Below are 23,169 nucleotides of genomic sequence, written 5' to 3'. Positions count from 1 at the left end.
TTTTTAGAGGGTTACAAGCTGTTGTTTAATTGTTCATATATTAACAGTTCGTTGGTTGTTATCACCACATCATTTTCTATTACTCCATCAGATGCATATGTATATAAATCGTTTTTAGAAATTGGGGTTATTTTTCTAACTTCTTGATGACAATCGTCTTTAAAAACAACTACATAATTTTGATTATTGTCAAAAATGATTGCTTTGTTTGGAATAGCAAGAGCATTGCCCTGATTGCTTTCAATATTTAAAACAATATCTACAGCCATACCAGGACGGAGTTTCATTTCATCGTTTCTCATTTCAATTTTAGCTTTTAGTACACGTTCTTCTGTGTCAAAAACCTGTGATATTTTGGAGATTTTCCCGCTAAAAAATTCATCGGGATAGGCAAGGGTAGAAACTTTTACGTCCAAGTCTTGACGGATATACCGCATAGATGTAGCGTAAACATTAGCCATAACCCATACGTTTTCTAAATCAGCGATGGTAAATAAAGGTTCCTCATCGTTGACAATGGTCATGCCCGTAGCCATATTTTTAGCAACAATATATCCGCTTTGCGGAGCTTTTATTTGAAAGAGGCCACTTTGACCAGAATAACTAAACATAGAAAGGTTGCTTTCTGCGGAATTCACTTTTTCTTGTAAAACGGAAACTTGTTCTTGTGCTTCCAGTAATTCTTTTTGTGATGAAATACCGTCCTGAAACATCAGGTTGGCAGACTCTAATGCTCTGTTAGCTATTTTTAACTCTGCTTCTAAAGATTTTAGTTCATCTTTTAATTCGTTGAATTCAGTACTTTTAATTTCAGCTAATAATTGTCCTTTCTTAACATAATCTCCCAGATAAAAATGGGTTGATATTACTATTCCATTGACTAAACTGTGAAAAGGAATCGTTTTGTCTCTGTTATAATCAATTGTTCCATTTAAAGTTATAGTCTGTTTGACAGGTTGGATTTTAATCGTTTCAAAATCAAGTCCCTGTTTTAACTTTTCCGGGATGCAATAAGGTCCTTGATTTTGACTATCTCTATTTTCGGTTTGTTTACAACCGGTAAGAATGACAAGCATTAAAGCTAAATAAATAGTGGTATATTTTGACATATCATTTTAATTTAATTGATTATAAATCTTTTCCGACAGCAAACTGTAAGTTCTCAAAGTATTCGTTTAATTCTTTTAATGTTTCTAGCATTATATTTTTATTGTCTAAATAAGCTTCTACAAAATCTAAATATTCAATCATATTAATGTTTTTTAACTTAAAGTTCTTAATGTAAGCTTCTAATAATTTATCTAGTTGCTGCTCATAATCCGGTTCTATCTGATTGTACAATTCCTTTACCTGATAGTAATTCCTATAGGCCTCAACAATATCATTGGCTGTTTGGTTGAGTTTATTTTGTGTTTCAAGCTTTGCAATTTCTATTTCTATTTGTGCATCTTTGATATTGCCTTTGTTTCTGTCAAAAACAGGTAAGTCAAAAGAAACGCCGAATCCGATAAAATCTCTCATAATATTTCCTCCTCTATCGTAGTCAATACCAAAAGTTAAATCAGGAATACGCTGCGCTTTTTCTATTTCTAATTTTTTTTGAGATTGTAGTTCAAGGTTTTTGCTCAGCAAAATATCAGGTCTGTTTTCCTGTGCGTGTAAAATCCAATCTTCTAATTCAAGTTCAGAAACTTCTTTATCCGGATCTTTTAGTTTTTCCGTAATAGTAATTTGTATGTTATTTTTGAGATTAATAAAGTTTTTCAGATTTTTCAGATTTTCTTCTAATTCTTTATTGACATCGTTTAATTCTTTTCTAAACTGAAGTTCTGCGGCTTTTAAGCGTACGTATTCCGCTTGACTGATATTGCCGGTGTCTAGTTGGTTTTTAAAAGCTTTGATTAAAGATTGTGTGTTGTCTATCTGTTCCTGATAAATTTTTTGTTGCTCCTGAAGCATCTGAATATTGCTCAATGTATTGCGCAGTTCTAATTTAGATTCTCTAAGAACAGATTCAAAGTCTTTTTGCTTTTCTTCAATACTTAATTTTTGTAGAGCAATATTTTTACGTCTTTTTCCCGCCGTTTCAATCAATTGTTCTAAGTGTACCGAAATTTGTTGTGCTTGTCCCCAATTGCCGAAAACAGGAGGTTGTTCTTCAATATCTGTGGTTTTCCAGAGGTTTACTTCTGAGATTTCAAAAGTAGGATTTGACCATAGCCTTGCTTGAATTAATTGAGCTTCGGCTTGAGAAATCTCCATTTTTTTAGCTAATAGATCAAGATTTTGATCTAAAAATAAAGCTTCTATTTGTTCTCTGTTTAAGGAGAGTACAGTTTCTGAATTTTGAGCTTTACTTGCAGATAAAGAAAAAAGAGAAATTATTGTTATTGCAATTTTTCTGTACATAACATACTGTTTTACTTTTGACAAAAGTATTTATTGCGTATTATAAGTAACTTTGAGTTACATTAGATGATAATTAAAGTTAGATTAGAATTAGATTAGAGTATTTTTGACAGAAAAGAAATAATAATCTATAGCAATTTATAATTGCTTGTTAAACAGATATGAATTGGAAAAACAGGCTATAAATAGTTTTGTAATAAAAATCGGTTAATTATAAAACGGTAATTAAATCAATTGAATAAATCAAAAAATACTTGAAGATATTAATTGTAGAGGTTTATAAACAATTTAAAAGTAACAATAAAATGTAAACTGCGAAAAATGTAATGCGTTTGGAAAAAGGAATATATAAAGTAAAATAATACAAGAGTATCGTAATAATTTAAAAATTGTCAATAAATTATTTTCATTTTTGTTGATAGTTTGATTTATTTAAACATATTTGTCAAAATTACAGCAATAGATAAGATATGAATATAGTATATTTAGTTTTTGGAGATAATTTAGAAAATTACCAACAGGTATATTTCTCTATTTATACAGCATTTATACATAAAGGAGATGAGGATAAAATTATTGTTATTACAGAAAACACATCATTATTTCAATATTTTGAGGATAAAATAGAAGTAATTTCAATAGATAGAAAGATAATTGAAGAATGGGAGGGAACCCACAAGTTTTTTTGGCGGGTAAAGATTAAGGCGCTAGAATTAATAGCTCAAAAATACCCTTCAGATCCTATTTTATATTTAGATGGCGATACTTTCTTTTTCCAAAATATAGACGCTTTAAGAAGGAGCTTGTTTCAAGGGCAGAATTATATGCACGTCAATGAGGGAAAATTATCAGTTTTACCTACAAAAACTGAAAAACTAATGTGGAATCAGATTAAAAATAAAAGTTATGCCGGAATTGAGATAGACAAAAATACTTGTATGTGGAATGCTGGTTTGATAGGGGTATCCAATAAACACTTAGAGTGCTTAAAATTGACTTTAAGTATTAATGATGCGTTGTGCGCTGATAACGTAACCAGAAGATTAATAGAACAGTTTTCTTTTTCTGTGTCTCTAAATGAATATTCAAAATTATTACCTGCAAAAGATGTAGTGGGGCATTACTGGGGAAATAAAGAGCAATGGAATTTAATAATTAGTGATTTTTTAAAAGAATGTTTTATGAAAGACTATTCTTTTGAACAGGTTATAAGTAAAATTCAGGAAATGGATTTAAGACAATATCCGATTTGGGTTAGAAGGTCAAACACACAGAAAAGACTTAAAAACTTTATTAATAGCTTTTACAAAGATTTGAAACCGGAATATGCAAAGTAAAAATTATTAAGTTAATATGTTAAAGTGATGGATGTTAGTAATTTACTTAAAAATGAAAAATTGCAGCTTGAACAAAGAAGTCAAAATTTTCCATACTCATTATTACTTTTGGCAGATGAAACGATCGAAGCTATCGATAAATACATTCATAAAAGTGAAGTTTATGTATTAAAAAAAGATAAAGAAGAAATTGCTGTTGTTTGCTTATACTATATAGATGACGAATTCGTAGAAATAAAAAACATAGCCGTATCTGAAATTTTTCAAAGTAAAGGAATAGGAAGTTTTTTAATAAAACAAATACAGAATATCGTTAAGAATAAAGGTTTTAAAAGCTTAATAGTGGGAACTCCCGATTGTAGCTTTTCTCAAATTAATTTTTATGAGAAAAATGGTTTTAAAAAGTATCAGATACGTAAAAATTTTTATATTGATAATTATAAGATTCCGATTATAGAAAATGGAATCATGCTAAAAGATATGCAGCTATTAATTTATAAATTTTGATGCGATAAAATAATATTATTAAATAATAAAATATTTGAAGTATACAACTTTAAATTCTTTTTTGGAATATCATTATAAAGTTAATCAAAGAAAAACATTTTATAGGCTTTTGCCCTCTAAAAGAAATTAATTCTTATAAAAAAATATTTTCATTTCTATCCTTAGCTAACTGAGCTACCTTTTCCGCATTTTGATTCCCCCATAATTCCATCGTCTCAATGACCATCAATAATAACTTCCCAAAATCAGTCAATTTATATTCCACATGCAAAGGGTATCCATCGAAGATTTCTTTCGAAATAACATCAAAATCTATTAACTCAGAGAGCTGTTGATTTATTACTCTTAGGCTCGCCTGCTTAATAGCTCAATGTATATGAGCTGGTCTGTTGATGTCATTGGCTATGGAGTCAATAATGCAAGGTTTCTATTTTCTACCAATGACTTTTATGGTTACAAAAACACCATAATCAAGTGTGTTGTAGGCGCATATTATTTATTGTCTCTCTCTTTAAAAGGCGGAATGTCAGTAGGTGCGGCATATGGAATCTGGGCAGCATTAGGAATTTCTATCCTTGCTATTATTGGGGCTTTTTTCTTCAGAGAAAGTTTTAGTCTTTTACAGATTGTAGGCATAGTATTTATTATTGGTTGAGTATTGGCATTAGAGCTGGGAAAAGCTCCATAATACGCTTCAGCAGAAACTAATAAAGCAGAATATCAGTAAATTAATAAGAATATATAGAAAAAATTATCGTGTTTTTAGAATTGTCCAAAGTGCTTAGAGATGTAATTAGAATTCAAAGTCCAGGAGGAGTTATTTAGAAGAAAATTACTCTATCCATCTGATTTACTAAATGCTTTTGCAACTAATTTCTTTAGTGGAAGATTCAGGATAAATGTGCTTTTATTTTATTTAAATGTATAAAAAATTAGGTATTATCAGGTTTAATTTTGAGATAATACCTCATTAGTTTTTTATATGAAAGAGAACTAAAAATTAGAAAATATTTGTAAAAATTAAAATGGAATAGTATGTTTGCTAAGCTTTTTATATGTAATAAGTATAAATTTTTGGAGAGGTGCCGGAGTGGTAACGGAGCAGATTGCTAATCTGTCATCGGGTAACCGATGCCAGGGTTCGAATCCCTGTCTCTCCGCATTTTTTCGGGGTTTAGCGTAGCCCGGTCATCGCGCCTGGTTTGGGACCAGGAGGTCGCAGGTTCGAATCCTCCCACCCCGACTTATTGAGGGATAAAGAAAGCTGTAAATTAAGAAATTTACAGTTTTTTTGTTTTTATAAGAATACTTTGGTTTGTAAATTCACATGAAAGGTATACAGATTATAGTTGTTTCTTATGATTTTTGAAAGTCAAGAAGAGGTAGTTTTTACAGAAGAAAATAAACTATCAACCGAATGGAGAAACTTTGTAGTGAAATGTAAGGTGGAAGAAACTGAAGAAATTACATCCTTTTATCTTGAACCACAAAATGAGGAGGAACTTCCTGACTCCTTACGGAAAGTTTGTATTACAGGATACAGCTAAAAATAAGGTTTTTATTAGTGAAGGTTTTGGACAGGTGTCTTTATTGACAATGATAGAAACATTAGATTTGGAGGATAATTTGATAGAAGAAATAGTTTGGATATATGAGTGTAAGTCAATAGATTTTCATGCCTTTAAAAGTAAGTTAAAAGGTATGTCTAATGATTGTAAAAATCTGAAGATATTTAGTTTTTATAGAGAAAACAAATCAGCTGTAAATAATGAGGATTATTGCTTTATCGGAGAAATCGATATAAACAAGATCAAAGACTGGAAACCAGATTTAGATTCAGAATATTACATTTGCGGATCTGATTTATTTGTGAATAAACAAATACTGAGTTTATATAATAGAGGCATAGGAAAAAAAAATGTTTTTATAAGTAGAATTTAAAAAAATAAAGAAAAGTGCTGCAATATTTTTTTAGATTATATATTTTTTATAATATTACATCATAAAACAATCGTACATCCTAAATTCACACGTTATGATTAGCATTTTTTCTAAAGCTAGTACATTAACACCTGAAGAAGAATACGATCTAATTATAACACAACTTCAAGAGCTTAAAAAAAGTGGGAAGTTTTATTTCAAAACGAGAAAAATAATCTCGGAAAATGTTCAGCAAAGATTGAGAGATGAAGATTATATTGTTCGGAAAAGTTATCGTACAAAACGCTCTCTTTTATTAGGCAGAATTGTTAAGAGGTATTATATTGTAGGAATAAAAACCCCATTATTACAACACTAATTAAAAAGGCTATTACTTAAAAGTAATAGCCTTTTAAAATCTTACATTGTTTTTTATTATATAAATGTAATAAAAAAGTTCAGAATAAGAGCATTTACAATATCTATAAAGAATGCTCCTACCATAGGTATAATTAAAAAAGCTTTATAAGAAGGACAAAATTTGTTTGTAACGGCTTGGATATTGGCAACAGCTGTAGAAGTTGCTCCTAAACCAAAACCGCAATGTCCTGCACTTAGCACTATTGCGTCATAATCTTTTCCCATTGCCCGATAAGTAATATTAGCTGCAAATAATAACATCATAATCACTTGAATTAATAAAATGACTAAAATGGGTAAAGCTAAATCAACAATCAGCCATAATTTTAACGACATTAAGGCACAAGCTAAAAATATAGATAAACCTACATTGCCCAATATATCAATCGATTCGTTGTGAAATTTTGATTTTAAAACATGTGTTGAAAAATTTCTAATAATAACTCCTACAAACAAGCACCATACAAAAGTTGGGAGTTTAAAGGAAAATTGCTGATTCCATTCGGATAAAAGGTTCCCAAAAACTAAACATATCGAAAGCATTGTTACAGTAGTCATAATAGATTGGTAAGATACCTTTTGTAAAGTATATTTTTCCTCTTTAGTATGGGGTGATTTTTTTTCTAAATTATGTGCTTTGTCTGCGATTTCTTTATAATTGCTCTTTTTTAAAAGTCGATAGGCAAGAGGTCCACCAATTAATCCGCCAAATATTAATCCGAATGTAGCACAGGCCATACCTATTTCTTTAGCTCCGGCAAGCGGATTCCCACTCATAGCAAAATCGTCTGCCCAAGCTCCGGCAGTCCCATGACCCCCTGTAAGTGTGATAGAACCTGCAATTAATCCAAATCTCAGATCCAAATTCATTAATTTCGCTAAAGCCACGCCTAAAAAGTTCTGACAGCAAATAAATAAGGTAGCTATTCCAAGAAAAATAATAAGAGATAAGCCTCCTTTAAGCAATTTTGAAAAATCGGCATTTAAGCCTATAGAAGAGAAAAAAATAAACATCATTCCTTGCTGAATTCCTTCGTTAAAAGTGAACTCTTTATTAAAAAAAGCATAAACCCCCCAAGATAAAAGTGCAACAATAAAACCACCAGCAACAGGTTCAGGGATATTATATTTCTTAAAAAAAGAAACTTTATTAACTACAAATCTACCTAAGACTAAAACTAAACAGGCTAGCATCAGTGTTTCATATATTCCAAAATCCATATATTGTGCTTGTATTAAAATAACTATCGCAACAAATATAAATAATCCTTTCTAAAACCAAAGAATACCGCTGGATATGATTATTAAGTTGTTATCGTTAGGTTTTTACAGCGATTATTCAGGCAATTCGTATGGCAAATAACCTAAAAAATAAAAAAGCATAATCTTTCTTTTGAGATATAGTTGAATTAATTATTTTTGTGCATGCAACACAATGTACTTATATTAGATTTTGGATCGCAATACACACAGTTAATTGCGCGAAGAGTTCGGGAATTAAACATATTCTGCGAAATTTTACCTTATAATAATTTGCCTGTTGATTTGACAGATTTTAAAGCGGTTATTCTATCCGGAAGCCCTTATTCTGTGCGTTCAAATGAAGCTCTCCACCCTGATTTGTCCGAGATAAAAGGAAAAATACCTATGTTGGCAGTATGCTATGGAGCTCAGTATTTGGCACACTTTTTTGGAGGAGAAGTAGCTCCGTCTGATACAAGAGAATACGGTAGAGCTAACTTGGACTTTATTGCTGACGATATATTGTTTAAAGACGTTCCTCAAAATAGTCAGGTTTGGATGAGTCACAGTGATACAATTAAAACACTTCCAAAAAATGCCGTATTGTTAGCAAGTACTAAAGATGTCAAAAATGCAGCATACAAAATAGAAGGGGAAAAAACATATGCTATTCAGTTTCACCCGGAGGTATATCACTCTACAGATGGCACACAATTATTAAAAAACTTTTTAGTTAATATTGCCGGTGTTCAGCAAGATTTTACACCTAATGCTTTTGTTGAAGAAACGGTAGAGGGATTACGTCAAAAGATAGGAAAAGAAAAAGTAGTTTTGGCATTATCAGGTGGAGTAGATTCCACTGTGGCAGCTGTTTTATTAAATAAAGCCATAGGCAAAAACTTATATTGTATATTTGTAAATAACGGATTACTGCGTAAAAATGAGTTCCAAAACGTGTTAAACCAGTATAACGGAATGGGGCTTAATGTAAAGGGAGTAGATGCAACCGAACGCTTTATGAATGCATTAGCAGGATTAGAGGATCCTGAAAAAAAGAGAAAAGCTATCGGGCGAGTATTTATAGAAGTCTTTGACGATGAAGCTAAGCTTATTGATGATGCAACATTTTTAGGACAAGGTACTATATATCCCGATGTTATTGAATCTATTTCGGTAAAAGGACCGTCGGCAACTATAAAGTCTCATCACAATGTAGGAGGATTGCCCGACTTTATGAAACTGAAAATTGTGGAACCTTTGCGTATGCTTTTTAAAGATGAGGTAAGAAGAGTAGGTGCATCTTTAGGCATTGACCCTGAATTATTAGGAAGACATCCTTTTCCAGGGCCGGGATTAGCAATTCGTATTTTAGGAGATATAACACAGGAAAAAGTTCGTTTGCTTCAGGAAGTTGATGCTATTTTTATCGAAGGATTAAAAGAACACGGTTTATACAATAAAGTTTGGCAGGCAGGAGCCATCTTGTTACCTGTAAACAGCGTAGGAGTAATGGGAGACGAACGAACGTATGAAAAAGTTGTCGCTTTGCGAGCTGTTGCTTCTACAGATGGAATGACGGCAGATTGGGTTCATCTTCCTTACGAGTTTTTAATGGAGATTTCCAATAAAATAATAAATAAGGTAAAAGGCGTAAATAGAGTAGTTTACGATATTAGTTCTAAACCACCTGCAACAATTGAATGGGAATAATATAAATATTTGAATAAGTCGCTGTAACTTTGTTATAGCGACTTATTCGCTTTTGTAAATATTTTTGTAGATGAGAAAAAAGATAATAACAATATGTTCAGCTTTTTTGCTGACCATTTTCAATTTACAGGCACAGGACAGTTCTTTTATTCAATATCGGGTGAATAAAGGCGATACCATCAGTAAAATAGCTAGAGAATACAATATTCCGGTGTCGGAATTATTAAAATATAATCCTGAAGCAAAAAGCGGAATAAAAGAAGGCAGTTTTGTTTTAATACCCACAAAAGAATTTCTATCTCAAGAAAACGATAAATCAATTGATCTATCGCAAAAAGAGATAAAGGATAATTCTGTTTCGGGTGCAAAAGGACAAACTCATGTAGTTCAACCTAAAGAAACTCTTTATGGAATTAGCAAAACCTACAATATCTCTGTAGAAGATATTTTAGTTTGGAATCCTGAAATAAGATTTGACGGATTAAAAGCAGGAAGTACTATAATTGTAGGGAAAGATGTAAATGTGAATGAACCAGAACAAATTGTAGAAAAAACGTATTTACGCAATTTGCCTGCATCTGCTCCTGATACTATAAAAAATATTCATAACATATACTATGAAACAGTTTCTATAGAGCCTAAGCAAACTATTTACGGTTTGGCAGTGATGTATAATACTACTATTCAGCGATTGGTAGAGCTAAATCCGGAATTAAGACACGGACTAAAAATAGGTCAGCAGATAAAAGTACCTGCTTATGGAGGTAACACGGGTAATGATATAAAAGTGGTTACCCCAAGTGTTGATTCAAGTCAAGAAAACACAGGTAAATATAGTAAAATTACAGTAGAGCCACAACAAACTGTATACAGTATTTCAAAAGAATATGAAATAAGTATAGGAGATTTATTAAAATTAAATCCAGATTTAAAAGCAGGGCTCAAAAGCGGAATGGAACTTATTGTTCCTAGCAAGTCTGGAAATGCAGATGAAGATTATAGCGCAGTAGAAATCAATACAACAGGAAGTTTTGTAGAATTGTCCAAATCATTAAATAAGAATGAAAGTAAAGAAATTGCTTTTTTATTGCCTTTTAACATTGAAAAATTGGGAAACACCCCGGAAGAAAGATTAAAAAGCGATGCTTTTTTAAATATGACTTTAGATTTTTACTCTGGAGTATTGCTTGCGGTGGAACAAGCTAATAAATTAGGTCTACCTTTAAGAGTAAATGTTTATGATTCCAATGAATCTAAAGACAATTCGTCTGTGGAAACTATTTTAAAACAAAATAATTTCTCCAATACAGATGTAATTATTGGTCCTTTTTTCAAAACTAACGTTGATAAGGCTGTACAAAATCTGCCGAATAAAGATATAATAGTAGTGTCTCCGCTATCTAACGAAAGAACGAATCCTTCATCTCAGTTAGTTCAAACCATGCCTTATGGGGATGTGCTTAAACGAGAATTATTGGACTATTTTATAAAGCAAAATACCAAAATTACGGTTATAGTTGATGATAAAAAAGCTTCTACTAAACGATTTATGCAACGTAGTTATCCCAATATAAAAACGATTAGCACAGGATTGCTTAGCGATATAGATAAAACTTTAGTAGCTGGAAAAAGGAACGTATTTATTTTAGATTCTAATAGCATTGAATCTGCTTTGTTATTGACAAATAAATTAAAAGACAGAGTAAGTGACTTTGATATTCAAATAGCATCATTCGATAAAAGCGATATTTTTGATTATGGGGAAATTAATATTCAGACACTGGTTGATTTAAAATATACCTTTCCCTCAGTAACAAGAGAAAGCGGATCAGCTTCCGAAACAGCCTTTGCCAGAGAATATAAAAACAAAAACAACATTTACCCCAATCGCTTTGCAACCCGAGGGTATGATGTTGCGTATGATGTGATTTTGCGTTTGTTTCAGGGAAAAGATTTTGTCAGTACACTGAATTATAAAACGCAAGAAGTAGAGAATAAGTTTGTATACCATAAAAATGCAGCAGGTGTTATTCAAAATACAGGAGTTTACTTGTTGCAATACGATGAAAATTTAACTGTAAAAGAATTGTAATTATGTTGTCAAAAATAGTTTATCAGGGAGATTTAAGAACAGAGTCTGTTCATATTCAGTCAGGAGAGAAAATCATTACAGATGCACCTGTTGATAATCATGGAAAAGGACAAGCCTTTTCACCGACTGACATGGTGACAAATGCTGCGGCAGCCTGTGCTATGACTATAATGGCAATTAAGGCAGCAGAATTGAATATTGATTTAAAAAACTCAACAGCACAAGTTTATAAAGAAATGCAGTCGGATCCGCGACGCATTAAAAAAATAACGATACATTTTGAAATGAGAGGGGCTTCAGACCAAAAGCAAAAAACAGTTTTGGAAAGAGCAGCTATGCATTGTCCCGTTTTTTTAAGTCTTCATCCCGAAGTAGAAAAAGAAATTACGTTCAAATGGCTTTAGAACCTTTAATGGACAAAAAGTTTTTAACTGAGTTAGCACATGCTAAAATGCCTTTTGGAAAATACCAGGGGAAATATCTTATTGATTTACCTGAATATTATGTCATATGGTATAAAAACAAAGGCTTTCCAAGTGGTAAATTAGGGAATCAACTGATGATGGTTTATGAGTTGAAATTAAATGGATTAGAGAATTTATTGAGAAACATAAGAAATAATTTTCAGAGTAAATGAAGCTCCCTATTTTAAAAATTTGATTTTATAGCTGTGTTTAATGCACAGCTTTTTTTATTTGCTAAGCTTTTGTTAGAGGAAACTCTACCACTAAATAATAAGTCGTAAATTTGTATAGTTAAAACGAATTGTTATGATGAATATTCCTACTTCAAACCATCCGAGAGTAGTGATTATTGGTGGAGGATTTGGCGGTTTATCGCTGGCTAAAAAGCTTAAAAATAAGAGTTTTCAGGTAGTTTTGCTTGACAAGCACAATTATCATACGTTTCAACCTTTACTATATCAGGTAGCAACTGGCGGACTAGAATCTGGTTCTATTGCTTTTCCTATTCGAAAAGTAGTACAAAATTTTAATGATATTTATTTTCGTTTAGCAGAAGTACAGCGGATTGATACTGAAAATAAAAAGGTTATTGCCGATATTGGAACTATTTTTTATGATTATGTAGTGATAGCTACCGGATCAAAAACCAATTTTTTCGGCAATGAGATGATCAAACAAAACAGTATGGCAATGAAAACAATTCCACAATCGCTAAATATTCGCAGTTTGGTTTTAGAAAATTTCGAAGCAGCTCTTTTAACTAATGATATGAATGAGCAAAATGCATTGATGAATTTTGTAATTGTAGGAGCGGGACCAACGGGTGTAGAACTTGCAGGAGCTCTTGCAGAGATGAAAAAGCATGTTTTGCCGAAAGATTATCCGGATTTGGATATTCGAAAAATGCAAATCAATGTTGTTCAGGGAGCAAGTAAAGTATTGGATGCCATGTCTGATAAATCTTCCAAAAAAGCAGAAGAGTTTTTAAAAAAGTTAGGCGTTAACGTATGGCTAAATGAAATTGTAACTGATTTTGACGGAAAAAAAGTATCTACTAAGTCAGGACGAGAATTTTATGCTGAAACAGTAATCTGGACTGCAGGTGTAATGGGAGCAACGCTAGAAGGATTTGACCAAGCGGTAATTCAGAGAGGAAATAGAATAAAAGTAAATGATTTTAATCAAGTAGAAGGATTTACCGATATTTTTGCCATAGGCGATGTAGCTTCTATGATGACGGAAAAAACGCCGGGCGGACATCCTATGATGGCACAGCCAGCTATACAGCAAGGCGAACTTTTGGCGCTAAATTTAATGCGATTGAGAGATGGGAAAGCCCTAAAACCATTTGTATATAACGACAAAGGATCGATGGCAACGATAGGTCGGAATAAAGCAGTAGTTGACTTGCCTAAATTTCAGTTCAGCGGTTTTTTTGCGTGGTTTGTCTGGATGTTTGTTCATCTTATTTCTCTAATCGGTTTCAGAAATAAATTAGTTGTATTTTGGAACTGGATGTATAATTATCTCATGTTCGACCGTCAGGCACGTTTAATTGTAAGACCTTACAAACGAAAAAATGAAGAAAGTTTTGAAATGCACAATTAAGAGGCTAATTTTCAAAAGAAGGATATAATTTGTAAGCTTTATCGTAGTTGATTAAAAGGGCTACAAATTTATTATAAGAATGTATACCTTCTTTCTGGTTATTTATCTTTAAGAAATTGCTGTAAAAAAACTTGAAAAACGAATCAGTAATCCCTTTGTAGTTGCTCCAGAAAATAGTGTTTTCAGTTAGATTATCTATTACTCCCGGGTAAATGTGCGAAAGATATTCTTCTGTTTTGTCTGGGTTATTTTTTGCCAGTGTATTCAGGCAATAGCGCAAGGCAAATATGTTAGAAGCATAAACATATTTTTTATCAGAGTGACTGTGGGCAGCCAAAAAGCCTATAAAATTAGCTTCGCTTTCTTTTGCATATCCCAATTGATGCGACATTTCATGTGAAGTAGTAACAATCAAAGTAGTTTTAGGAATCATATAATTAACCTGAGCTTCTGTTGTGAAAGGGTTGATATAGCCCGAGAATCCCATATAAGTTAACGGTAAGCTAAAAATAGATTTTTTAATAGATAAAGTTCTGTAGGCAAACCAATTAGTTTCGTCTGCCAGATTTTTAATTCCTTCACTGCCGTCTTTCATAATTTCTTCAGTACTTTTTTCTATCTGTAAAGCCTGTATGCTGTCATTGATTAATTCTGAGTGGAGAAGATTAGTTGTAAATATTATTTTTTGAATTAGTTTTTCCAAATCTTCATCTGTATAAGTAGTTTCAATGTCGAGTCGATGCGAAATCGGAAAGTTGTAGTTGTTTAATCCCCATGTAATATTAAAAAGCATGTAAAAAATAAGACAAAATTTAATTCCGATTTTGGCAGTATGGAGCAAACGGAATTTCCACAGGGTGTATTTTTTGAATATTCTGATTATCCGGTAAATAATATATCCTCCTGCAATTACATATAAAATATCTCCTACTGAAAACGGAAAATAGTTAGTAACAGCAAGCATAAAACGGCTGTAGGATAAATAAAACTGCTGTGTATACCAGTATTCAACATTTTCAGGATTGAGGGTAAAGAGATTAAAAAAAATCAGAAAGCATACAAAAATGATTATGTGGTATCTAAGTTTCATTCAGTTAATTAAATTTATGTATTCATTTTAATTTAGAATAGATAAAAATAGATATATTTGCATCAAATTTATCATTTATGGGTAAAGTTAAGAAAGCAAAGCATACAATTCTGGTTTGTGACGGAAAAAAATGCTGTCGTTATAATGAAGAGGCTAAGGATTGTTTTAAAATGTTATTGGAAGAAAGTGGTTTAACGGATTGCTGTTCTGTCGGAAAAATGAAATGTCAGGGAATGTGCAAAAAAGCTCCGGTAGTGTATCTGCCTGTTTATGATGTTTACAAAAAAGAAGTCGGAAAAAAGAAAGCTAAAAAAATATTTGAAGAATATATTGTTTAAAGTAAAGCAATAATAATTTTAATAATATAAAAATCATAGCGTGTATTTGCTAACAGCAAGTAGTAAATTAATTACTTTTTATTTTTTCCGTTATTAAATTTGATATTCTTATTGATAGTGACGGTCTTTTTAGCAATGCTTTTATTGTTTGTTTTTCCTTTTTGAGAAGTAGGTAGTACTTTTTTAGCTGTTTTTTCTTTATTGACTACAACCTTGTGAGTTGCTAAGACTTCATTTGGATTTTTCGGATTTTCTTTAGTTCCTCTCAGGTAAATAACCAATCCATTTAAAAAGTTTCGCAATATCTGGTCACCGCATTCAACATATTTGGGATGATCCGCATTTCTGAAAAAGTTTCCTATTTCGCCTTTAGAAATTCTGAAGTCAACCAGATTGAGAATTTCAACTATTTGGTCGTCTCTCAATTGTAATGCTACTCTTAGTTTTTTAAATATATCGTTATTAGTCATCCGCAATAAATTGTAATGACAAAGATAGAAATATATTTATGAGTCTTAATATTTATTTAATCCAATCAATTAAAAATAAAAAGAAAACTGTTTTTAAAACAGAGTGAATATGTTTAATTTTGAAAGATAATACTGAAAATAAGAACAATAAATATGAGTCAGGAAATTAGAAATTTAGCCCCCCAACGGTTGTGGAATAAATTTGCCGATTTAAATCAAGTTCCGCGACCTTCTAAGAAAGAAGAACGGGTAATTGAATTTATGGTGAATTTCGGAAAAAATATCGGATTGGAAACTATACAGGATTCGGTTGGAAATGTGATCATTAAAAAACCTGCTACAACAGGAATGGAGAACAAAAAAACGGTTGTGTTACAATCGCATCTGGACATGGTTCATCAAAAAAATAATGATACTGATTTTGATTTTGATAAGCAAGGGATAGAAATGTATGTGGACGGAGATTGGGTAAGGGCAAAAGGTACTACCTTAGGAGCAGATAACGGTATTGGTGTAGCTGCTATCATGGCAATTTTGGAAAGCACAGATATTCCTCATCCTGCTATAGAAGCATTGTTTACCATTGATGAGGAGACTGGAATGACAGGAGCCAAAGGATTGGAAGGTGGAATGCTAAAAGGAGAAATTCTCTTGAATTTAGATACAGAAGAAGATGATGAAATTGATATCGGATGTGCCGGAGGTATAGATGTAACCGCAAGAGCAGAATATGACGAAGAAGACGCGCCAGAAAGCTCTGTAGGGTACCGGATAACTGTTAAAGGATTAAATGGAGGGCATTCCGGGATGGATATTCATAAAGGATTGGGAAATGCCAATAAAATTATGAATCGACTGCTGTTTGATGGTTTTGATAATTTTGGTTTGCAAATAGCAAAAATAGAAGGCGGAAGTCTGAGAAATGCTATCCCACGCGAAAGTGTTGCTGAAGTCATTATTGCAAAAGTATATGATGAAGCTTTTGCTTATGATATGAACGCAATTGTCAATGATATTAAAGCAGAATTACATACTGTTGATCCGGACTTAGAAGTGATTTTCGAAAAATTAAACGATTCTGATATGCCTAAAAAAGTAATGCCTCCGATGGCTCAATACTTTTTTGTGCGTTCAATGTACACAGCACATAACGGAGTATACAGAATGAGTCCTGATTTTGATGATTTAGTCGAAGCTTCTAACAATATTGCTAAGGTAGAGGTAGGCGGAGGGCAATTAGTTGTTAAATGCTTAACCCGTTCTTCCGTTGAATCGTCTAAACTTGACGTGGCAAATGGTCTGCGTTCTGCCTTTGAACTTATGGGATGCGAAGTAGAGTTTTCGGGCTCTTACCCTGGATGGAATCCTAATCCTGATTCTGAAATACTAGATGTTTTAGTAGCTATTTATGAAAAACAAAATGGCACTAAACCTAATGTGGTAGCCTGTCATGCTGGTTTAGAATGCGGTATTTTAGGAACGCATTATCCTGATATGGATATGATTTCTTTCGGACCAACAATTAAAGGGGCTCATTCTCCGGTGGAAAGAGCTAGTATACGTTCTGTAAATAAATTTTGGAAATTTTTACTCGAAATACTCAATAATATTCCTGAAAAGGCTTAAGTAAAATACAGTATAAACGGCGTTGTTATATCAAAAATAGTAAATGTTTGTATTAAGTTAAAGAACAAAAAAGCGTAAACCTCAGATTTTTTCTGAGGTTTTTTATTTACAATTAATTATTAATGTATTTTATTTTTTTGTAAACTTTTGAACTTTTTTAAATATTTAAAATATTGACTAGTAAGTAATTATGTATTTCTATTTGTAAACTTTTTATTTTTGTATTTCATTATCCAAAACATTTTTTGTAATTTAGTTTGCAAAATAAATACAGCTATGGATATTTTTACAATACAACAGACAGAAGAAAAAGTATATACTTCTGAAGAAGCCATAAAAGCCTCAACCCAATATTTTAATGGTGATACATTAGCAGCTACTGTTTTTGTTAACAAATATGCTTTAAAAAACTCAAAAGGAGAAATTTTTGAAAAAACTCCTGACGATATGCATAAAAGAATTGCTAAAGAAATTGCGCGTGTCGAAGTTAAATACCCCAATCCTTTATCAGAGCAAGAAATATTCGATTTGATAAAGAACTTCAAATATATTATTCCGCAAGGCAGTCCAATGACAGGAATTGGCAATCCATATCAAATTGCCTCACTTTCAAATTGTTTTGTGATAGGAAATAAAGGCGAAAGTGACTCCTATGGCGGAATAATGAAAATTGATCAGGAACAAGTTCAGCTGATGAAACGCAGAGGAGGAGTAGGGCATGATTTATCACATATTCGCCCTAAAGGGTCGGCCGTAAAAAATTCTGCTCTTACCTCTACAGGTTTAGTCCCCTTTATGGAGCGGTATTCAAATTCTACCAGAGAAGTGGCTCAGGATGGAAGACGAGGGGCATTAATGCTGTCTGTATCCATTAATCATCCCGATTCAGAAGACTTTGTCGATGCCAAAATGGAAGCCGGAAAGATTACAGGAGCAAATGTTTCATTGCGAATAGATGATACATTTATGCAAGCAGTAAAACAGCAGCAAAAATATGTACAGAAATATCCTGTTTTCAGCACTAATCCAAAATTTAGCAAGGAGATAGAAGCAGTAGATTTATGGAAAAAGATTGTTCACAATGCATGGAAATCTGCTGAACCCGGAATATTGTTTTGGGATACCATTATCCGTGAATCTTTACCGGATTGCTATGCTGATTTAGGATATAAAACCATATCTACAAATCCGTGCGGAGAAATCCCGCTTTGTCCTTACGATTCCTGTAGACTGTTAGCCATAAATTTGTTCTCTTACGTTCAAAATCCATTTACAGAAGAAGCTTTTTTTGATTTTAAACTGTTTCAAAAACACGTGGCTATAGCACAAAAAATGATGGATGATATTATTGATTTAGAACTGGAGAAAATAGATGCTATTTTAACTAAAATAAATGAAGATCCTGAAGATGAAACTGTAAAAAGAATAGAACAAGAATTATGGCTGGAGATTAGAAAAAAAGCAGAAGAAGGCAGAAGAACCGGAGTGGGAATTACGGCAGAAGGCGATATGCTGGCTGCTTTAGGTATCCGATACGGAAGCCAGGAGGGGAATGCATTTTCTGTAGAGGTTCACAAGATTCTTGCGCTATCAGCTTATCGTTCATCAGTACAAATGGCAAAAGAGAGAGGAGCCTTTGTTATTTATAATTCAGAGAGGGAAAAAGGTAATCCTTTTGTGGCGAGAATAAAAGAGGCAGATCCTCAACTGTATAATGATATGCTGGAATATGGAAGAAGAAATATTGCTTTGCTGACGATAGCACCAACAGGAAGTACATCTTTAATGAGCCAAACTACTTCCGGAATTGAACCTGTATTTATGCCCGTGTATAAACGCAGAAGAAAAGTTAATCCTAACGATAAAGATGTACGCGTTGATTTTGTAGATGAAGTAGGAGATTCATGGGAAGAATACGTGGTTTTTCACCATAGATTTAAACAGTGGATGGAAATAAAAGGCTATGATACAGATCGAAATTACTCACAAGAGGAAATAAATGACTTAATTCGGCTGTCACCTTATTACAAAGCTACGTCTAATGATGTTGACTGGCTGAGCAAAGTGGAAATGCAGGGAGCCATTCAAAAATGGGTAGATCACTCCATTTCCGTAACCATTAATATTCCCAATGAAGCTACAGAAGAATTAGTAGATCAGCTGTATATGAAAGCTTGGGAAGCAGGCTGTAAAGGAGTTACCGTTTACAGAGACGGTTCTCGTTCAGGTGTATTGATTTCTGCCGACAAGAAAGAAGAGCTAATAGAAGAAGATAAGACATTCCCTACAAAGCGACCTCAGGTTTTAGATTGTGACATTGTTCGTTTTCAAAACAATAAAGAAAAATGGATCGCTTTTATTGGCAAAATTGACGATAAACCGTATGAGATATTTACAGGTCTTGCTGATGATGAAGATGGAATTTTATTGCCTCGCTGGGTAAACGAAGGATATATTATTAAAAACCGAGATGAAAACGGTATTTCTCGATATGATTTTCAATTTGTAAACAAAAGAGGATATAAAACGACAATAGAAGGATTATCTTATCGCTTTAATCCAGAATTTTGGAATTATGCCAAATTAATATCAGGTACATTACGCCACGGTATGGAGATAGAAAATGTGGTAGAGTTGATCAACTCGCTCCAATTGGACAATGAATCTATAAACACTTGGAAAAATGGTGTTGCCAGAGCTTTGAAGAGATTTGTACCCGATGGTACAGAAGTTAAAGGACAAAAGTGCACTAATTGCAGTTCCACAAACTTAATGTATCAGGAAGGTTGTCTGACTTGTAAGGACTGTGGTTCATCCAAATGCTCTTAATTTTTTATGGGTTTTAAGAAAAATTTAAAATTTGAATCATTACATTTGAGGAAACTCAAAAAAGTTAAACAATGAAAAAAATATTTTTAACCTTTTCCCTTGTCGGTTTGTTAGCTGTTTCCTGCGGACAAAAAAAAGAAGAGAATAAAGATGTCAAAAATGCCGAAACAACTGAGCAAACGACAGAAGCTCCTCAGCAGAAAGAGCTTTCCTATTCTCTTGAATGGACTGCGTTTAAAACACCTGCCAAAGTGGGTGTAAAAGGATCTTTTGACGATATAAAACTATTAGACGTTAATAAAGATGCCTCTTCTTTAGCAGAAAGTTTAACAAATGCAAAATTTATTGTAGTTACCAGTTCAGTAAATTCCAAAGATCCGGAGCGTGACGGCAAATTAAAAGCTGAATTTTTTGCCAATATGGTAGGAAATATAAATGGTTCTTTCGGAACCTTTAAAGACGGCGTGGTAAAAATAAATCTTACCATGAATGGAATTACCAAAGAAAAAGAATTTAAATATACAGCAACGGACAGTAGCGTTAAAATTAACGGGTCTATAGATGTTTTAGCAGATTTTACAGCTGATAAGGCCTTTAATAGTCTGCACGAAGCCTGTAAAGCACTACACGAAGGTAAAACGTGGTCTGATGTTGAAATAGCAGTGGAAATTAAAAAATAATTATTTTTATAGTTTGAAAAAGAAGCCTTTGATTCAAAGGCTTCTTTTTTTTATATTAAATTTATAGATTTATATTGTGTCTAAATAAGCCAAATAAATTCAGATGACAGAACTTGAACAAAGTATAAAAAAGTATTTTGGGACATTAGAACAAACAGAGCTGCAAGAAATAACAGCTTTGTTTGAATTAGAAAAATTAAAAAAAGGAGATTATTTTCTCAGTGCAGATTGCTGTTGTGACAAATTGAGTTTTATTCAGTCCGGTTTTTTAAGAGTATTTGTTGAGACCGAAAAAAAGGAAGTTACGCAGTGGATTGGCACAAAAGGATATTTTATTACGGATTTATCAAGTTTTATCTTTAATAAGCCAGCCCGATGGATAATTCAGGCGTTGACAGATACGGAAATATATACAATTAAAAAAAGTGAATACATCAAAATGAAAGATTTTATTCCTAAGTGGAATGAGCTTGAAAAACTATTTATAATCAACTGTTTCTCTACTTTAGAAGATAGAATTTTCAGTCATTTGACAATGTCAGCAGAAGAAAGATATCACTTTTTCTTTGCAAATAATAAAGAACTTTTTAATCAGGTACCTTTGCAATATATAGCATCTATGCTTGGAATGACACCGGAAACTTTTAGTAGAATAAGGAAACAGATAACAGAATAAAATTCTTGATTTATATCAATTTAGAAATAGGAGCAGAAACGGATCTTTGTATAATTATAGTAAAAAACAACATTTATTAATTATGCAGTATGAAAACAGAAGAGATTAAAACGCAAATTATAATTCAGGCAGCTCCAGAAAAAGTATGGATGATTCTTACAGATTTTAAAAACTATCCAAATTGGAATTCTTTTATACCTCGTATTGAAGGACAAATTAAAGAAGGAGAAAGATTAATTGTTAAAATACAGCCACCTGGCAAAAAGGGAATGATTTTTAAACCAACTGTAACTTCAAAAATAGGAAACAGAGAGTTAAAGTGGTTGGGCAAGCTTCTCATTAAGGGATTTTTTGATGGAGAACACAAGTTTGAAATTATTGATAATAATAATGGAACAGTGACTTTTATTCAAAGTGAAAAGTTTAGTGGATTTTTGGTAAGATTATTCAATCTTGATGAAATAAAAAATGGTTTTGATGAAATGAACAAACAGTTAAAAAAAATAGCCGAAATAAAGTAATACTGTTATTTGCATCAGCATTTTTTGTAAATTTGCAACTCGAAAAATTTTCGCATTATGATGTTAGATAGATTACAGTACGTAAAACAGCGTTTTGATGAAGTTTCGGATTTAATTATCCAACCCGATGTTATTGCCGATCAAAAACGTTATGTACAGTTAAACAAAGAATACAAAGACCTGAAGGCTTTAGTTGAAAAGCGTGAAGAGTATATAAATATCGTTGGAAATATTGATGAAGCTAAAGAGATTATTGCAGATGGAAGTGATGCTGAAATGGTTGAAATGGCAAAAATGCAATTAGACGAAGCACAAGAACGCTTACCACAGTTAGAAGAAGAGATTAAATTTATGCTGATTCCCAAAGATCCGGAAGATGCAAAAAACGTAATGGTGGAAATTCGTGCCGGAACGGGTGGAGATGAAGCCAGTATTTTTGCAGGAGATTTATACAGAATGTATATTAAGTATTGTGAATCAAAAGGATGGAGGACATCAGTTGTAGATGTAAACGAAGGAACATCCGGAGGGTATAAAGAAGTAATTTTTGAGGTTACTGGCGAAGATGTTTACGGAACTTTAAAATTTGAAGCAGGCGTGCACCGAGTACAGCGCGTACCTCAAACCGAAACACAAGGAAGAGTACATACATCTGCGGCTACTGTTATGGTACTTCCGGAGGCAGAAGAATTTGATGTACAAATTGATATGAATGATGTTCGTATTGACTTATTTTGTTCATCCGGTCCGGGAGGTCAGTCGGTAAATACCACTAAATCAGCCGTTCGCATGACGCACATTCCGACAGGTTTGGTAGCACAGTGTCAGGATGAAAAATCACAGCACAAAAATAAAGATAAAGCTTTATCGGTTTTGCGTTCGCGCTTATACGAAATGGAGTTGGCAAAGAAACAGGAAGAAGACGCTAAAAAACGCAATTCGCAAGTCTCTTCAGGTGACCGTTCGGCAAAAATCCGCACATACAATTACCCGCAAGGTCGCGTAACTGATCACAGAATAGGACTTACCCTTTATGATCTGGATGGCGTAATGAACGGAAATATTCAGAAAATTATTGATGAGCTTCAGTTGGTAAGCAACACTGAAAAATTAAAAGAATCAGAAGTATTTTAATTTAATATATTTGTAAAGCCTCTTTTTTTAGAGGCTTTTTTTTAATAGTTAGAAAAATGAAAGAATTTAAACTAAAAAAGGATATTTATTATCTAT

At 32.6% G+C, this 23,169-nt stretch carries 23 protein-coding genes and 2 tRNA genes; 19 read left to right on the top strand and 6 right to left on the bottom strand.

Annotated features, from left to right (window positions below; genetic code table 11):
* Positions 1-11: 11 nt before the first annotated feature.
* Together C8P70_RS02000 and C8P70_RS01995 are read right to left on the bottom strand one after the other, a co-directional pair.
* Entirely contained in the window at positions 12-1,109 is a 1,098-nt protein-coding gene (locus tag C8P70_RS02000; RefSeq protein WP_133711683.1) for an efflux RND transporter periplasmic adaptor subunit, read from the bottom strand.
* A gap of 19 nt (positions 1,110-1,128) precedes the next feature.
* Positions 1,129-2,409, bottom strand: a complete 1,281-nt coding sequence (locus tag C8P70_RS01995; protein WP_133711682.1) for a TolC family protein — start codon at positions 2,407-2,409, stop codon at positions 1,129-1,131.
* A 470-nt stretch (positions 2,410-2,879) separates the two neighbouring features.
* On the opposite strand from C8P70_RS01995, the gene C8P70_RS01990 reads away from it, so the two are divergent.
* Positions 2,880-3,746 (top strand): hypothetical protein, encoded by an 867-nt coding sequence (locus tag C8P70_RS01990; RefSeq protein ID WP_133711681.1) that lies wholly within the window; start codon positions 2,880-2,882, stop codon positions 3,744-3,746.
* A gap of 27 nt (positions 3,747-3,773) precedes the next feature.
* Entirely contained in the window at positions 3,774-4,253 is a 480-nt protein-coding gene (locus tag C8P70_RS01985) for a GNAT family N-acetyltransferase (protein WP_133711680.1), read from the top strand.
* 133 nt (positions 4,254-4,386) lie between these two features.
* Here the strand turns inward: C8P70_RS01985 and C8P70_RS01980 are convergent, their stop codons facing one another.
* A complete protein-coding gene (locus tag C8P70_RS01980) occupies positions 4,387-4,617 on the bottom strand; it encodes a winged helix-turn-helix transcriptional regulator (protein ID WP_133711738.1) in 231 nt (76 codons plus the stop codon).
* A 12-nt stretch (positions 4,618-4,629) separates the two neighbouring features.
* Between C8P70_RS01980 and C8P70_RS01975 the strand changes: the two genes are divergently transcribed.
* The 5 genes from C8P70_RS01975 (at position 4,630) to C8P70_RS01955 (ending at position 6,552) form a co-directional block, all read left to right on the top strand.
* Positions 4,630-4,908: a DMT family transporter gene (locus tag C8P70_RS01975; RefSeq protein WP_243832641.1), complete on the top strand. Its 279-nt coding sequence runs from the start codon at positions 4,630-4,632 to the stop codon at positions 4,906-4,908.
* Positions 4,909-5,329: 421 nt separating this feature from the next.
* Positions 5,330-5,413, top strand: a tRNA-Ser gene (locus C8P70_RS01970).
* An 8-nt stretch (positions 5,414-5,421) separates the two neighbouring features.
* A tRNA-Pro gene (locus tag C8P70_RS01965) sits at positions 5,422-5,496 on the top strand.
* A 248-nt stretch (positions 5,497-5,744) separates the two neighbouring features.
* Positions 5,745-6,194, top strand: a complete 450-nt coding sequence (locus C8P70_RS01960; RefSeq protein ID WP_133711678.1) for a ferredoxin reductase domain-containing protein — start codon at positions 5,745-5,747, stop codon at positions 6,192-6,194.
* 94 nt (positions 6,195-6,288) lie between these two features.
* Positions 6,289-6,552 (top strand): hypothetical protein, encoded by a 264-nt coding sequence (locus C8P70_RS01955; RefSeq protein WP_133711677.1) that lies wholly within the window; start codon positions 6,289-6,291, stop codon positions 6,550-6,552.
* A 56-nt stretch (positions 6,553-6,608) separates the two neighbouring features.
* On the opposite strand, the gene gltS is transcribed toward C8P70_RS01955, so the two are convergent.
* The gene (gltS, locus tag C8P70_RS01950; protein WP_133711676.1) at positions 6,609-7,814 is read right to left on the bottom strand and encodes a sodium/glutamate symporter; all 1,206 of its coding nucleotides are present in this window, start codon (positions 7,812-7,814) and stop codon (positions 6,609-6,611) included.
* Positions 7,815-8,018: 204 nt separating this feature from the next.
* Here gltS and guaA point away from each other — a divergent pair, with 204 nt between their 5' ends.
* The 5 genes from guaA to C8P70_RS01925 all read left to right on the top strand — a co-directional run bounded on the left by guaA (position 8,019) and on the right by C8P70_RS01925 (position 13,709).
* Positions 8,019-9,545, top strand: a complete 1,527-nt coding sequence (guaA, locus tag C8P70_RS01945; protein WP_133711675.1) for a glutamine-hydrolyzing GMP synthase — start codon at positions 8,019-8,021, stop codon at positions 9,543-9,545.
* A 70-nt stretch (positions 9,546-9,615) separates the two neighbouring features.
* Entirely contained in the window at positions 9,616-11,637 is a 2,022-nt protein-coding gene (locus tag C8P70_RS01940; RefSeq protein WP_133711674.1) for a LysM peptidoglycan-binding domain-containing protein, read from the top strand.
* A 2-nt stretch (positions 11,638-11,639) separates the two neighbouring features.
* Positions 11,640-12,041, top strand: a complete 402-nt coding sequence (locus C8P70_RS01935) for an OsmC family protein (RefSeq protein ID WP_133711673.1) — start codon at positions 11,640-11,642, stop codon at positions 12,039-12,041.
* On the top strand, positions 12,032-12,274 hold the full coding sequence (locus tag C8P70_RS01930) for a DUF3820 family protein (RefSeq protein WP_243832640.1): 243 nt from the start codon (positions 12,032-12,034) through the stop codon (positions 12,272-12,274). Before C8P70_RS01935 ends, C8P70_RS01930 begins: the two co-directional genes overlap by 10 nt.
* Positions 12,275-12,407: 133 nt before the next feature.
* Complete coding sequence (locus C8P70_RS01925) at positions 12,408-13,709, top strand: NAD(P)/FAD-dependent oxidoreductase (protein WP_133711672.1); 1,302 nt, start codon at positions 12,408-12,410, stop codon at positions 13,707-13,709.
* Between the two features lie 4 nt (positions 13,710-13,713).
* Here the strand turns inward: C8P70_RS01925 and C8P70_RS01920 are convergent, their stop codons facing one another.
* Positions 13,714-14,799, bottom strand: a complete 1,086-nt coding sequence (locus C8P70_RS01920) for a DUF3810 domain-containing protein (RefSeq protein ID WP_133711671.1) — start codon at positions 14,797-14,799, stop codon at positions 13,714-13,716.
* Positions 14,800-14,876: 77 nt separating this feature from the next.
* Here C8P70_RS01920 and C8P70_RS01915 point away from each other — a divergent pair, with 77 nt between their 5' ends.
* Positions 14,877-15,137, top strand: coding sequence for a (2Fe-2S) ferredoxin domain-containing protein (locus tag C8P70_RS01915; protein WP_133711670.1), 261 nt, complete (start codon positions 14,877-14,879; stop codon positions 15,135-15,137).
* 71 nt (positions 15,138-15,208) lie between these two features.
* Here C8P70_RS01915 and C8P70_RS01910 read toward each other — a convergent pair whose 3' ends face one another.
* Positions 15,209-15,607, bottom strand: coding sequence for a DUF1456 family protein (locus tag C8P70_RS01910; protein ID WP_133711669.1), 399 nt, complete (start codon positions 15,605-15,607; stop codon positions 15,209-15,211).
* Positions 15,608-15,760: 153 nt separating this feature from the next.
* Here C8P70_RS01910 and C8P70_RS01905 point away from each other — a divergent pair, with 153 nt between their 5' ends.
* The 6 genes from C8P70_RS01905 (at position 15,761) to prfA (ending at position 23,073) form a co-directional block, all read left to right on the top strand.
* Positions 15,761-17,233: an aminoacyl-histidine dipeptidase gene (locus C8P70_RS01905; protein WP_133711668.1), complete on the top strand. Its 1,473-nt coding sequence runs from the start codon at positions 15,761-15,763 to the stop codon at positions 17,231-17,233.
* A gap of 276 nt (positions 17,234-17,509) precedes the next feature.
* Positions 17,510-20,062, top strand: a complete 2,553-nt coding sequence (locus C8P70_RS01900; RefSeq protein ID WP_133711667.1) for an adenosylcobalamin-dependent ribonucleoside-diphosphate reductase — start codon at positions 17,510-17,512, stop codon at positions 20,060-20,062.
* Between the two features lie 71 nt (positions 20,063-20,133).
* Positions 20,134-20,742 (top strand): YceI family protein, encoded by a 609-nt coding sequence (locus C8P70_RS01895; RefSeq protein WP_133711666.1) that lies wholly within the window; start codon positions 20,134-20,136, stop codon positions 20,740-20,742.
* 103 nt (positions 20,743-20,845) lie between these two features.
* Complete coding sequence (locus C8P70_RS01890; RefSeq protein WP_133711665.1) at positions 20,846-21,418, top strand: Crp/Fnr family transcriptional regulator; 573 nt, start codon at positions 20,846-20,848, stop codon at positions 21,416-21,418.
* A gap of 89 nt (positions 21,419-21,507) precedes the next feature.
* Positions 21,508-21,939: an SRPBCC domain-containing protein gene (locus C8P70_RS01885; protein ID WP_133711664.1), complete on the top strand. Its 432-nt coding sequence runs from the start codon at positions 21,508-21,510 to the stop codon at positions 21,937-21,939.
* A gap of 60 nt (positions 21,940-21,999) precedes the next feature.
* Positions 22,000-23,073, top strand: coding sequence for a peptide chain release factor 1 (prfA, locus tag C8P70_RS01880; protein ID WP_133711736.1), 1,074 nt, complete (start codon positions 22,000-22,002; stop codon positions 23,071-23,073).
* Positions 23,074-23,169 lie beyond the last annotated feature (96 nt).

The organism is Myroides indicus (genome assembly GCF_004364575.1).
Taxonomy (GTDB): domain Bacteria; phylum Bacteroidota; class Bacteroidia; order Flavobacteriales; family Flavobacteriaceae; genus Flavobacterium; species Flavobacterium indicum_A.
The sequence above is the reverse complement of the archived record's forward strand: the minus strand, read 5'-3'. Positions and strand labels throughout refer to the sequence as shown.

Coding starts and splice junctions, on each gene's coding strand:
- C8P70_RS02000 (WP_133711683.1), bottom strand. CDS start 1,109: ATGTCAAAATATACCACTATTTATTTAGCTTTAATGCTTGTCATTCTT.
- C8P70_RS01995 (WP_133711682.1), bottom strand. CDS start 2,409: ATGTACAGAAAAATTGCAATAACAATAATTTCTCTTTTTTCTTTATCT.
- C8P70_RS01990 (WP_133711681.1), top strand. CDS start 2,880: ATGAATATAGTATATTTAGTTTTTGGAGATAATTTAGAAAATTACCAA.
- C8P70_RS01985 (WP_133711680.1), top strand. CDS start 3,774: ATGGATGTTAGTAATTTACTTAAAAATGAAAAATTGCAGCTTGAACAA.
- C8P70_RS01975 (WP_243832641.1), top strand. CDS start 4,630: ATGAGCTGGTCTGTTGATGTCATTGGCTATGGAGTCAATAATGCAAGG.
- C8P70_RS01960 (WP_133711678.1), top strand. CDS start 5,745: ATGAGGAGGAACTTCCTGACTCCTTACGGAAAGTTTGTATTACAGGAT.
- C8P70_RS01955 (WP_133711677.1), top strand. CDS start 6,289: ATGATTAGCATTTTTTCTAAAGCTAGTACATTAACACCTGAAGAAGAA.
- gltS (WP_133711676.1), bottom strand. CDS start 7,814: ATGGATTTTGGAATATATGAAACACTGATGCTAGCCTGTTTAGTTTTA.
- guaA (WP_133711675.1), top strand. CDS start 8,019: ATGCAACACAATGTACTTATATTAGATTTTGGATCGCAATACACACAG.
- C8P70_RS01940 (WP_133711674.1), top strand. CDS start 9,616: ATGAGAAAAAAGATAATAACAATATGTTCAGCTTTTTTGCTGACCATT.
- C8P70_RS01935 (WP_133711673.1), top strand. CDS start 11,640: ATGTTGTCAAAAATAGTTTATCAGGGAGATTTAAGAACAGAGTCTGTT.
- C8P70_RS01930 (WP_243832640.1), top strand. CDS start 12,032: ATGGCTTTAGAACCTTTAATGGACAAAAAGTTTTTAACTGAGTTAGCA.
- C8P70_RS01925 (WP_133711672.1), top strand. CDS start 12,408: ATGATGAATATTCCTACTTCAAACCATCCGAGAGTAGTGATTATTGGT.
- C8P70_RS01920 (WP_133711671.1), bottom strand. CDS start 14,799: ATGAAACTTAGATACCACATAATCATTTTTGTATGCTTTCTGATTTTT.
- C8P70_RS01915 (WP_133711670.1), top strand. CDS start 14,877: ATGGGTAAAGTTAAGAAAGCAAAGCATACAATTCTGGTTTGTGACGGA.
- C8P70_RS01910 (WP_133711669.1), bottom strand. CDS start 15,607: ATGACTAATAACGATATATTTAAAAAACTAAGAGTAGCATTACAATTG.
- C8P70_RS01905 (WP_133711668.1), top strand. CDS start 15,761: ATGAGTCAGGAAATTAGAAATTTAGCCCCCCAACGGTTGTGGAATAAA.
- C8P70_RS01900 (WP_133711667.1), top strand. CDS start 17,510: ATGGATATTTTTACAATACAACAGACAGAAGAAAAAGTATATACTTCT.
- C8P70_RS01895 (WP_133711666.1), top strand. CDS start 20,134: ATGAAAAAAATATTTTTAACCTTTTCCCTTGTCGGTTTGTTAGCTGTT.
- C8P70_RS01890 (WP_133711665.1), top strand. CDS start 20,846: ATGACAGAACTTGAACAAAGTATAAAAAAGTATTTTGGGACATTAGAA.
- C8P70_RS01885 (WP_133711664.1), top strand. CDS start 21,508: ATGAAAACAGAAGAGATTAAAACGCAAATTATAATTCAGGCAGCTCCA.
- prfA (WP_133711736.1), top strand. CDS start 22,000: ATGTTAGATAGATTACAGTACGTAAAACAGCGTTTTGATGAAGTTTCG.